At 42.6% G+C, this 11,901-nt stretch carries 11 protein-coding genes; 5 read left to right on the forward strand and 6 right to left on the reverse strand.

Annotated elements, in window-relative coordinates; genetic code table 11:
• Positions 1 to 69: 69 nt before the first annotated feature.
• Positions 70 to 2,181 carry a type IA DNA topoisomerase gene (locus B3P16_RS04735; protein ID WP_286841574.1) on the forward strand — a complete coding sequence of 704 codons (2,112 nt, stop codon included), beginning with the start codon at positions 70 to 72 and terminating at the stop codon, positions 2,179 to 2,181.
• A gap of 32 nt (positions 2,182 to 2,213) precedes the next feature.
• On the opposite strand, the gene B3P16_RS04740 is transcribed toward B3P16_RS04735, so the two are convergent.
• Genes B3P16_RS04740 through B3P16_RS04750 form a run of 3 tightly spaced genes read right to left on the reverse strand, consistent with a single transcriptional unit; the run spans position 2,214 to position 3,643 of the window.
• Positions 2,214 to 2,669 (reverse strand): DUF1731 domain-containing protein, encoded by a 456-nt coding sequence (locus tag B3P16_RS04740; protein WP_286841576.1) that lies wholly within the window; start codon positions 2,667 to 2,669, stop codon positions 2,214 to 2,216.
• 40 nt (positions 2,670 to 2,709) lie between these two features.
• Positions 2,710 to 3,132, reverse strand: coding sequence for an NAD-dependent epimerase/dehydratase family protein (locus B3P16_RS04745; RefSeq protein WP_286841578.1), 423 nt, complete (start codon positions 3,130 to 3,132; stop codon positions 2,710 to 2,712).
• A gap of 4 nt (positions 3,133 to 3,136) precedes the next feature.
• Positions 3,137 to 3,643 carry a GbsR/MarR family transcriptional regulator gene (locus B3P16_RS04750; RefSeq protein WP_286770665.1) on the reverse strand — a complete coding sequence of 169 codons (507 nt, stop codon included), beginning with the start codon at positions 3,641 to 3,643 and terminating at the stop codon, positions 3,137 to 3,139.
• Positions 3,644 to 3,866: 223 nt separating this feature from the next.
• On the opposite strand from B3P16_RS04750, the gene B3P16_RS04755 reads away from it, so the two are divergent.
• The 3 genes from B3P16_RS04755 (at position 3,867) to B3P16_RS04765 (ending at position 6,215) form a co-directional block, all read left to right on the forward strand.
• Positions 3,867 to 4,850, forward strand: coding sequence for a hypothetical protein (locus B3P16_RS04755; protein WP_286754841.1), 984 nt, complete (start codon positions 3,867 to 3,869; stop codon positions 4,848 to 4,850).
• Between the two features lie 70 nt (positions 4,851 to 4,920).
• Positions 4,921 to 5,370: an energy transducer TonB gene (locus B3P16_RS04760; RefSeq protein WP_286841579.1), complete on the forward strand. Its 450-nt coding sequence runs from the start codon at positions 4,921 to 4,923 to the stop codon at positions 5,368 to 5,370.
• A gap of 77 nt (positions 5,371 to 5,447) precedes the next feature.
• Entirely contained in the window at positions 5,448 to 6,215 is a 768-nt protein-coding gene (locus tag B3P16_RS04765) for a suppressor of fused domain protein (RefSeq protein ID WP_286770667.1), read from the forward strand.
• Positions 6,216 to 6,274: 59 nt separating this feature from the next.
• On the opposite strand, the gene lat is transcribed toward B3P16_RS04765, so the two are convergent.
• Both lat and B3P16_RS04775 read right to left on the reverse strand, forming a co-directional pair.
• Positions 6,275 to 7,564, reverse strand: a complete 1,290-nt coding sequence (gene lat, locus B3P16_RS04770) for an L-lysine 6-transaminase (RefSeq protein WP_286841580.1) — start codon at positions 7,562 to 7,564, stop codon at positions 6,275 to 6,277.
• Between the two features lie 19 nt (positions 7,565 to 7,583).
• Positions 7,584 to 9,113 carry an aldehyde dehydrogenase family protein gene (locus B3P16_RS04775; protein ID WP_286841582.1) on the reverse strand — a complete coding sequence of 510 codons (1,530 nt, stop codon included), beginning with the start codon at positions 9,111 to 9,113 and terminating at the stop codon, positions 7,584 to 7,586.
• Between the two features lie 125 nt (positions 9,114 to 9,238).
• On the opposite strand from B3P16_RS04775, the gene B3P16_RS04780 reads away from it, so the two are divergent.
• On the forward strand, positions 9,239 to 10,411 hold the full coding sequence (locus tag B3P16_RS04780; protein WP_286754845.1) for an acyl-CoA dehydrogenase family protein: 1,173 nt from the start codon (positions 9,239 to 9,241) through the stop codon (positions 10,409 to 10,411).
• A 985-nt stretch (positions 10,412 to 11,396) separates the two neighbouring features.
• Here B3P16_RS04780 and B3P16_RS04785 read toward each other — a convergent pair.
• Complete coding sequence (locus tag B3P16_RS04785; protein WP_286841583.1) at positions 11,397 to 11,630, reverse strand: hypothetical protein; 234 nt, start codon at positions 11,628 to 11,630, stop codon at positions 11,397 to 11,399.
• Positions 11,631 to 11,901 lie beyond the last annotated feature (271 nt).

Below are 11,901 nucleotides of genomic sequence, written 5' to 3' on the forward strand. Positions count from 1 at the left end.
AGACTCGCTGTAATACCTGAGGGTATTATCCTAAAGTCTCGGATGAAAATCTAACATCTCATATCTAAAATGAAGGTTGTAATTGCTGAAAAGCCCTCCGTGGCGCGTGATCTGGCTCGAGTTATGGGGGCGAAGGAAGTCAAAGACGGTTATATCGCCGGCAATGGCTATGCTTTTACGTATGCTTTTGGCCATTTGGTTCAACTCTGTACGCCACAGGCTTACGGATACAATTCGTGGACAATTTCTAATTTGCCGATCATTCCACCAACATTTAAGCTAGAATCGAAGAAAGTGAAGCGTGATGGCAAGCAGATGGATGATACCGGAGCAGTTAAGCAACTCAACACCATAAAATCCCTGTTGGAACAGGCCGAAGAAATCATTGTGGCTACCGATGCGGGACGGGAGGGTGAATTGATCTTTCGTAATATATACTATTTTTTAGGTTCTAAAGTACCTTTTAAACGCCTTTGGATATCGAGCCAAACGGATAAAGCCATTAAAGAAGGATTTGCCAATTTGAAAGCAGGTACGGAATACGATAGCCTGTACATGTCTGCCCGTTCACGTTCGGAATCGGACTGGCTCATCGGTATCAATGCGACGCAGGCCATCACCTTGGCGGCCGGGAATAAAGGATTACTTTCTTTGGGCCGCGTTCAGACGCCAACCTTGGCCATGATCTGTTCGCGCTATCTGGAAAATAAAGACTTTAAACCCCAGGCATTCTATAAAATTCAGGCCGGTTTTGAAAAAGATAATATCAGTTTTAAGGCAACCTCCAATAAGATCGATAAAAAGGATGTCGCCGAGCAAACCATTGCGCGATTGACCGTTGGTTCCAATGCCCGCGTGGCAAAGGTGGAAGCCAAAGAAACAAAAGAGCAACCGCCCTTGCTATTTGATTTGACATCGCTGCAACAGGATGCAAATAAGAAGTATGGTTATTCGGCCGATCAGACACTGAGTATTGCGCAAACACTTTACGAAAAGAAGGTCATCACTTATCCGCGTACGGGTTCCCGTTACATCGGTGAGGATGTTTTTGAAGAAATTGGCGCACTTTTTCAACATTTGTCGGATACCGCAGATGAATCCATCTCGTCGATCGCAAAAAATCTGATCGGTGCAAAATTGAACAAACGTTCTGTCGATGACAAAAAGGTAACCGATCACCACGCCCTATTGGTGACGGATGAAAAGCCGGGTCCCATGCTCAAAGAGCAACAGAATGTTTACAATATGATCGCCAAGCGCATGGTGGAAAGTTTCTCGGAGGTATGTATAAAAGATATTACCACCGTGACAATTGACGCGCAGGGGGTTGAACTTATCGCCAAAGGTACTGTAATCAAGCAATACGGCTGGCGTCTTTCCGCGGAGCAGATCGAAGCGCCCGATGAAGATAAAAACAATGACGATCAGGATAATGAAAATGCGCAGTTACCGAAGCTGTTAGCTGAGGAATTATTGCAGATTCTGACCCTCGAACTTGCCGAACGTTTTACCAAAGCAAGACCCATACATACCGAAGCCTCCTTATTGAAGGCCATGGAAACTTCGGGAAAGGAAATTGAAGACGATGAAATGCGGCAGGCTATGAAGGACTGTGGACTTGGTACACCTGCTACACGAGCCGCAACTATCGAAACACTTTTCCAGCGGGATTATATTAAGCGCGACAAGAAAAAACTGATCCCAACGGAAAAAGGACTTGCGGTATACAATCTTGTAAAAGATCGTTCCATTGCCAAGGTAACCTTGACCGGTAAATGGGAGCAGAAGCTGGAGGAAATGCGAGCCAATAAAGTGTCCTATGATGTTTTTATGAAACATATTAAGGACTATACGGCCAAAATTACAAAAGAACTGTTGACGCTGCGGATTTCTCTCGCGCAAGAGGAAGTTAAACCTCAACAAAAAGGAAAGATAAAATGTCCGAAATGTGAGCAGGGATTAATTTTGCTCTACGATAAAGTAGCCCAATGCGACCATTATGCCCGTGGATGTGATTTTAAGATCTGGCGGACATTGAATGGTATCTTTCTCGACGAAAAAGAGATGAAGAACCTGTTGGAGAAAGGAAAAACCTCCGAGTTTAAAGGGGTGAAAAATAACGAGGGTGCTATTGTTACTGCGCCGCTTGTATTTGAAAATTTTAAGGTTAACGTGGGATAAATTGGTTTACCCCACGTTTATCTTTTCAATTTTTACCCCTGCTGTAGAATATCCTGTAAAGCACTTGATATCGTTGGAAACCTAAATGTAAATCCACTATTCTCCAACTTTTCAGGTAATACCCAACGGCTTTTTAAAAGCAGCTCTGTCTCCGTACCAATTAAAGCAGCGCCTATTTCCAGTAGCCATTTGGGAGATGGTAGACCAATGTTACGGTTCATTACTTGTCGAAAAGTCGCCATAAAAGTCTTATTCATTATCGGGTGGGGAGCCGCACAATTGACGACACCATCCATATCTCCATGATCTTTTAAGAATAAAATAATTTGAAAAAGATCTTCAATATGGATCCAGCTAAAATATTGCTGACCATTTCCTTGTATACCTCCTAGTCCAGCGCGAACCAAATTTTTGAAAGGAAGGATAACACCTCCATCCGCACCCAAAACAATCGCCATCCGAAGTGCCACCTGTCTTGTCTTTTCCAATTTGAAGTCGAAAAAAGTCTTTTCCCATAATTTGGCAACATCAACAGAAAAACCTGTTCCGATCTCCCCCCGAACTTTCGGTCATCGGACGATCTTCGGCGTGCCGATAAATGGTTGCTGTACTGGAGTTGAGCCACAATTTTGGTGGATTGGTAGAGCCTGCGATCAGCTCACCAAGAATCGTTGTGGTCTTTGTTCTTGAAGAAAATATTTGGGCCTTATTTTTTTCGTTATATCGACAGTTGACAGACTTTCCGGCTAGATTGATTAGCATCTCCGCATTTTCCAGTGCACCGGAAATGCCGGATCGATCGGTCCAAAGGATATTGCCCTGCCGACGGCCAATGACGATAACCTGGTAACCCAATGTTTGAAATCTCTCGGAAAGATATTGTCCAACAAAACCTGTTCCTCCAGCGATGACTATTTTATGCATGGCAAGTGTGTTTACAGTCCAGTTCATGATGCTACATCATTAATTTGATCAATTTAATTAATAAATCTCCACCGCTAGTATTGAAAATCTTGTTGGTAATAGTTTCGAGTTGATCCGTCAGATTTTGGATGTCCTTGACCGTTTTATGGAATTCCTTACCTTCTGCCGTCTGATCCTTCTCTGTATTTCGGCTGATATCCTTTAGAATATCCATAACGGGGTCAAGTTCTTTTTGCTTACGCATTACCGCAATTTTCATGGCCCATTTTAAGACTTCTTTCTCGGCAACAAAATATTCTTTTCTGTCGCCGGCAATATGCTTTTTGTAGACGATGCCATAATCGATCAATTGTCGGATACTCATATTGGCATTGCCGCGCGAGATCACCAACTTTTCCATAATCTCGTCTGTAGACATGGGATTGCTTGCCGAGAGGAGTAAGGCATGAACTTGCGCAACGGACTTGTTGATTCCCCATTCAGAACCTAATGCCCCCCAGGTGTCTATAAATTGCTGTTTTGCTTCTTGTAATTCCATCGTGCTTTTATTTTGCCAATACCTTAATTTGTTTTTATCGGACTATTGAACCGATCGGCTTTCTCGTCCTTTTTATGAATTGCTTATATTAAAGTTATTCAAAGTTTTTGAACTTTTAAAAATTTCTGAAAATAAAATAAGTTTAAATAGACAAGTCACCATATCGTAATAAGAATTTGCTTTTCTTGCGGACTTTTCGATTTGTTTTAACTTTGCCTGCATTATGGCGGCAACTTTGTATAATCCATTCAAACAATTTCAGTTTGATTCAGATATTTGTTTTTTAACAGGAAATAAACTCCAATCGGAAGAAGAATCCATTCAGGTGTTTCCTGTATGGATGATGAAATCTTTTCAATTGGAAGATAAACCTTTTAAAATGCTGGATGAGAATCTGGTGACTTATAAATCGTTGAAGCTCCCCTGTTCCATAACTGCAGCTGAAGCGATCGAACAAATGGAACGTGTGGTAGAACAGTCGTTTGAACAAGGTTATGAAGCCGTCAAACAGTTGGATCCCTTATTATTGTTTCAATGGATGACAAAAATCATCTATGGGGTGGTCTTTAATGAAATTCTTGCGGGAATTCGGCAGCAAAAAGCTTCTGGCGAAGATATGAACTTTTCTCAGGCGCTTGCACAGCGTTTTACAAATCTCCATGCGATGTTGCAGTCGCTGGTTGTACCGATGGAGTTTGAAAATACCTTCCCATTTTCATTGGTTGTTGTACCGGTTGAGAATGCACCCGATACATTTATGTATCGTGATGAAATCAATACCTTGATCTTTTCTATCCGCATGAAGGACTTTGCTGTAATCGCCTGTCTTCAAGATAATGCCACAAACAATATTTATCACGAAGATATCCTCAAGATTATTGCTGGCAAAACATTGCATCCCATTCAGTTTGAAGAATTGTGTGCACGCTATTTTTATTCAGCCTACTTATTTAATCGTTTACCAGATTATACCTATTTAAATACCCCGCAAAAAGTCTATGTTGAACCGATGCCATTAGCAGATATGTCGATGAAACCTATCTTTGATCATTGGCAAAACAAGACCTATGGCCAAGTTTTGGAAAATTTTTGGAAACCTTGGGGTTTGACCTTGTTCGAGATTATTAAAAATCCAGAGCATCCGATTAGTTTTCTTGTTGACGAAGCAGGAGAGTTTGTTACTGATATTGCTAGGCCGCTCAATTAGTCCAAAAGAATTAAAGTAATAAATTATCTTATATAAGCGTTAAATGGTACGGTTATGGATAGGATAGGGTATGTATTTAACAGGATTCAAGACTCTTTTTTCAGCTTTACTTTTTATGGTATGGTGTACTTCCGCAAGTGCACAAGTGATTGCTAAGCGGGATATCCCTGCAGACAGTATCGCACAGCATGTTGATGATTTTCCCTATTTCAAGGGCGGGGTGGTGGCCTGGTCCAAATTTATACAAAATAATCTGGATCTGTCCGGAACAGTCCGGGCAATGGACAGTGTGGCCTATGCAAAATACGGATCTCGGCAAACGGCAATTCTGAAATTTATTGTTTGCGAGGATGGGGCGATCTGCAATATTGAAATCGAGAATCCCGATAAGGTAAGCCCCGAGTTTGCAAAGGCTGTGTTGTCTGCTATGCGCCGGTCGCCACAATGGATGCCTGGTCAGGTCAAGGGAAAACCGGTTAAAACAAGATTCAGGCAACCTGTCGTTGCTGTGATCGAATAAATTGATAAGAAAAGAATAGCTTAAATTTTCACCATTTATAAGATAATATGTCATTTTGGGATAAAGTCAAAAAGATTATGAGTAGCGGAGCGGAGGAATCTTCGCCTGATAAAAAAGATACAGAAATTACTGCCGGAGGTTCTACGGTCTACCGTTATGAAGATCAATCTGATGATAAGGATCCTAAAAACTTATTTCCGGAGGTACAATGTGTTTATCTGGATGAAATCGAGGAGCATTTGACCAAATATATTGCCGAACCCGATATGGTATTCCATGAGATTATCTCCGAATTGGTTCATATCGATGTGCATTGGATTAAACCAAGTGCAAACTATCCATATCATATATTGGTTACTTCGGGCATGAGTGACCTTGCTATGCGTGTTCCAGATGAAGTGGAAAACAAAGAGTCTTATGAGCGCGCAGAGCTAATGGTTGTGCTGCCCGCTGATTGGAAGATTGGAGAAGAGGAATTTCAGGATGACAATAATTATTGGCCGGTATACTTTTTGAAAAGATTAGCGCGGTTTCCACATGAGTACAAAACCTGGCTGGGCTATGGGCATACCATTCCCAATGGCATGGAAGCCGAAGATATTGCAAATACAGGTTTCGGTTGTATGTTGCTGCTTCCGCCTATGCTAAGTTTTGATGAGGAATTTTTGGAGTTAAAGACCAAAGATGGTAATCTGATCAATTTTTATGCAATGATTCCCGTGTATAAAGAAGAGATGGATTACAAACTGGAAGAGGGCACAGATGCACTCTTAGACTTGTTTGATGAATATGGAATTTCCGAGCTGGTCGATATCGACCGTCCCAATGTCTGTAAAGATAGATAGTTTATAAAAAATATGCAATGCGATGGGCTATTTTAGAGCTTTTAGCATTGCATATCTTTTTAGGAAATACTTTTTTCTATAATTGCTATCGTTTTATCGATATCCTCATAGCTCACATTGAGGTGCGGTCTAAAACGGATACTTTTCTCTCCACAGCCTAACATAATCAGTTTATTGGCGTAGGCTTTCTTGATAAATTCATTCCGTGCAGCTTCCGATTCGAAATCCACTGCAACGAATAAACCCTCACCCCGTAAATTGGACAGCTGCGGTTTTTTCGATAGCAGTTCCTGGAGCTTATCTTGTAGATAGCGCCCTTTTTCTGCCGCATTTTGAATCAGGTTTTCTTGCTCTATGACTTCAAGAATTAATTTAAAGCGGAGCATATCCATAAAATCGCCACCAAATGTCGAATTGATACGACTGGATTCTTGAAAGACATGATGTTCCACCTGATCAAATTTTTCCTTGCTCGCCAGTATACCGCAGACTTGTGCTTTTTTGCCGAAGGCAATGATATCGGGAATGACGTTATAATGTTGGTAAGCCCACATTTTTCCCGTAATACCCAATCCCGTCTGTACCTCGTCAAAAATTAAGAGGATCTGATTTTCATCACATATTTGACGAAGCTGTACGAAAAATTCCTTTCGAAAATGGTTGTCGCCACCTTCACCCTGTATCGGTTCAATAATAATGCAGGCAATATCGTTGGGGTTAGCCGTGATCGCCTGACGTATTTCCGAGACAGCTTTTTCCTCCAAAGCAATCGTCTGATCGATATGTTCGCTTGTTAAGGGATAGCTCAATTTAGGATTGGTAATGCGTGGCCAGTTGAACTTTGGAAAATAAAGGTATTTTCTGGGGTCTTGTGTATTCGTTAATGACAGGGTATAGCCCGATCTACCATGAAAAGCCTGTTTAAAGTGAATGACCTGGCTGGCTTCCTTTTGTATTCCCTGTGCGAAATTAAGCCTTGTCTTCCAGTCGAAGGCAGCTTTTAAGGCATTTTCCACGGCGAGTGTTCCCCCCGAGATGAAAAAGGCATAGGGGAGTTCTTTCGGTATGGCTACACGGTCAAAAGTGTCGACAAAATCAGCAAACTCTTTGGGGTAAATATCTGACATGGCTGGCTTATTGACGGCCATTTTACCCAGGAAGTCACGTTGTTTGACCAAATGTGGATGATTGTAACCCACGGCCATGGAGGCAAACATACTGAACATATCGAGGTATTCATTCCCATTTTCATCCACGACATAAGAACCATGGGATTTCTCCATATCCATAACCAAAGGGAATCCATCGGCTAATATATGTTTGCTTAATCTTTCATGTACGCTGCTCATAGTTTTGTGTGTAAATGGTTTATAAATCAAATTTGATACCTTGTGCCAAGGGAAGGTCAGTTGTATAATTGATTGTATTTGTCTGGCGGCGCATATAAGCTTTCCAGGCATCTGATCCAGACTCCCGGCCTCCGCCAGTCTCCTTTTCGCCTCCAAAAGCACCTCCGATTTCGGCGCCCGATGTGCCGATATTGACGTTGGCAATACCACAATCAGAGCCAGCAGCACTGAGAAATAGCTCGGCTTCCCGTAGGTTGTTGGTCATAACGGCAGAAGACAATCCCTGGGCGACGCTGTTTTGAAGTGCTATGGCCGCACTGATATCCCCTTTGTATTTGATTAAGTAAAGAATAGGGGCAAAGGTCTCATGCTGTACGATTTCATAATGATTTTCAACTTCGGCAATGACAGGCTGCACATAACAGCCACTTTCATACCCTTTGCCTTCAAGGACCTTTCCCTTGATCAGCATTTTTCCCCCTTGTGTTTTAATTTTGTCCAGTGCGTTTAAGTATGATTTTACGGCGGCTTTGTCGATTAATGGTCCTACATGATTTTTCGTGTCCAAAGGGTCACCAATTTTTAATTGACCATAAGCTTTTGTCAGTTGTTTTTTGACGTTGTCATAAATGTTTTCATGGATAATAAGTCTTCGGGTACTTGTACAGCGTTGTCCGGCTGTACCTACGGCACCAAATACAGCACCGATAATGGTCATTTTTAAGTCGGCGTCTGGAGTAACGATGATCGCATTGTTTCCACCGAGCTCCAAAAGTGTTTTACCAAGGCGTTGGGCTACGGTAACGGCGACTTCTTTTCCCATTCGGGTAGATCCTGTTGCAGAAATTAAGGCGATGCGGTTGTCTGCCGAAAGCCACTCGCCAACTTCCCTGTCGCCCATAATGAGGTTGGATATTCCCTCGGGCAGCCCGTTGTTGTGTAAGATTTCTGCAAGTAATTTTTGGCAAGCTATGGCACATAACGGTGTTTTTTCGCTGGGTTTCCAGACGACAGTGTTGCCGCAGACCAAGGCGAGGGCGGTGTTCCATGCCCATACCGCCACTGGAAAGTTAAATGCTGTAATAATACCGACGACACCCAAAGGATGATATTGATCGTACATGCGGTGCCCAGGACGTTCCGAATGGATGGTATTACCATACAATTGACGGGATAGGCCCAAGGCGAAGTCACAGATATCGATCATCTCTTGGACTTCACCCATGCCTTCTTGGTAAGATTTTCCCATTTCATAGGAAACTAATTTTCCGAGAGTAGGTTTAAGCTCACGTAGCTTGTCTCCCAACTGGCGAACGATGTCTCCTCTTTTTGGAGCAGGCAGTAGGCGCCAGTGTAAAAATGCATCTCCGGCCTGCTTAATGACTGCTTCATAGTCTTTACGATTGCTACTTTTTATGTTTGCGATGAGTTTTCCATCGACAGGTGAAAAGGATTCGAATTCTTTACCTTCGGAAAACCATTGCTGTCCGGTTGATGATCCTGAATTCTGGGAAGATATTCCAAGTGTTTTAAGCGCTGATTTTATCATAATGGTTTATTTTATTCGTGGAATAGTTTAAATATATGAAATAAATTTTTTGTTGACAAGTTTGTTCTGAATATTGTTCAGTCAAAAATAATCGTTATCTTAGATAAGCTAATGTAGACTATATCATGATCAAACAGATTAATACCGATTATTACCAGGTGGACGATTTATTGTCCGAAGAACATAAACTGATACGGCAGTCTGTCCGTGATTTTGTGAAAACAGAGATAAAGCCTTTCATTGAAGATGCGGCGCAGGAGCACCGTGCTATTGCGGGTTTGATGCCTAAATTGGGGGCAATTGGAGCGTTGGGACCTTATATTCCTGTCGAATATGGTGGGGCAGGGTTGGATCAGATTTCCTATGGCTTAATTATGCAGGAATTGGAAGCCGGCGACTCGGCAATTCGTTCGGCAGCATCGGTGCAATCCTCTTTGGTGATGTTTCCGATTTATACCTTTGGTAGTGAGGAGCAACGTCGTAAATATTTACCGCGGTTGGCATCGGGGGAGTTGGTCGGTTCTTTTGGGCTTACTGAGCCTAATCATGGTTCTGATCCGGGTGGAATGGAAACGAAATTGACGGCAAAAGGAGCTGGTTTTTTATTAAATGGAGCAAAGATGTGGATTACAAATTCGCCTATCTGTGATATTGCCGTCGTTTGGGCGCGAGATGAGGCCGGGAAAGTACGGGGAGTTATTGTTGAGCGCGGAATGGCTGGTTTTGAAACTCCGGAGACCATGCATAAGTGGTCGTTGCGCGCTTCCAAAACAGGTGAATTGGTTTTTCATGATGTTTATATCCCTGCGGAAAATATACTTCCTGCTGTAAATTCAATGCGTGGCCCACTTTCCTGTTTGAATTCGGCCCGCTATGGAATTTCATGGGGCGTGATCGGAGCAGCAATAGACTGTTATGAAACTGCGGTTCAATATGCGTTGGAGCGACATCAGTTTGAAAAGCCAATTGCCGGTTTTCAATTGCAGCAAAAGAAGCTGGCGGAATTTCTGACAGAAATTACCAAGGCGCAGTTGCTGTCGTGGCGTTTAGGAGTACTCAAGAATGAGGGGCGTGCTACTCCTCAGCAAATCTCCATGGCAAAGCGGAACAATGTGAATATGGCGCTGCAGATAGCGCGTGAATCTAGGCAGATTCTTGGCGGAATGGGGATTGTCGGTGACTTCCCAATAATGCGACATATGATGAACCTAGAGTCTGTAGTTACCTATGAAGGGACGCATGATATTCATTTATTGATCACAGGACAAGATATTACGGGGCTGAACGCTTTTTCTTGATCTTTTTCTTCGTACGAACACGCTTTATACAGTAATAAACGATGCTATGATTTATTGAATTTTTAGTCAATAAGAGGTGGCATCGTTTGTGTATATTTTGCTGCATTAGTGTGGATTCGTGGATGCTTCTACATCATGTTAATGCCTATGTAATTTTATTACTTATATAATTTTGTTAGCGCTAATACTTATATAATTATGTGGTGTTAATACTTATTATGTAATAAGGATTCAATAGACCTCATTTGTCCCTGTAGGTATATTCTATCGTTCTCTTTTGGTCATTCCATGTGAGCGCTATGATCAGTCGCCGTTCAAGCCGATAACAGGCTAACTTCTTCATAAGCATTGTATTTAATTCCGATGCTTGAAATCAGTACGGCAAATCAGTACTGCGAAATGGTTTTTTCCTTCTTTATAGCGTGTTTTTCCGAGTTGTTTTCGTGTTGCAGCGTCGCTGCGGAGTTTTTCGGCTGCGGTTCGGATTGGCGTTGGCCTTTTTTAGGGGCATCCAGGGGATATGGTCGCGTTCGGAGCGTCATTTGCCCGTGTTGGCAGCGGGGTAAGTGCGGGCTTAGACTCGGACTCAACACGGACTCAACACGGACAGAACACGGTTGCAGGGCAAATCTGCCCCGAGCATGGTACGAAGCAGGTGGAGATGGGAGCCGAAGGTTCCCGCAAGCCCTGCGCAGCAGCCGGAGCCCTGTCCACGAGGCGGAACCCTAGTTTGCCCTAAATGAGCCATGCTTCCCCAGTAAATAAAGAAAAGTTGAGGGCTTCTTATTCCTTAGGTTAGCTTTTGTTTATATTTAGCTTAGCAATAAGTTAGGGTTTGTTTAGATATAACCTATACTATACCTAAACAAACCCTAACTAAACCCTAAACTAAACCTAAGTAAACAGATAAGAAAGTACGGTATCCGTCCGTCCCCTGTTATATCCTGCATTGCGGTTTCTTTCCGCTGCGATCTTTCTGGCCTTATCAATATCCGTCCGTCCATCGGCTGCGCCAGTGTACACCATCTTCAATTGGGCATTGAGCCAAGAGGGCTACCAAAGTGGTTCCTGAGTTTAGGCAGAAACAGATCGAACAATACAATGTCCATCCCTCTTTCCCTGTAAAGCCCGCACCAAAGTCCGGTTCCCAGTCCCATTCCGCTGCGGAATCAACCATCCCAGCCCTGCGATCACCTGTTTTACAAAAAGAATCTCGCACCGTTACAGGCAGTTAAGGGGAAAATGAAATAAATAAGAACAAAAGGCTTGGAAGTTTGTTTGTAAACTCCCTATCTTTGCACCACTCCGCAAGGGAGGGACGGTTACTTCAAAAGAAGGAACCATGAAAAAAGAAGGGTTTAGCGAGAGTTGAGCGCGGAAATCGGAAAAAGAGAAAAGAAAAAAAACTTCAGAAAGTTTTTGGAAGTTCAAAAAAGATTTCTACCTTTGCAGTCCCAACGGAAACGAAGGGAAAAACAAAAAAGATAAAG

This window comes from Sphingobacterium sp. UBA7631 (assembly GCF_002483935.1).
Lineage (GTDB): Bacteria > Bacteroidota > Bacteroidia > Sphingobacteriales > Sphingobacteriaceae > Sphingobacterium > Sphingobacterium multivorum.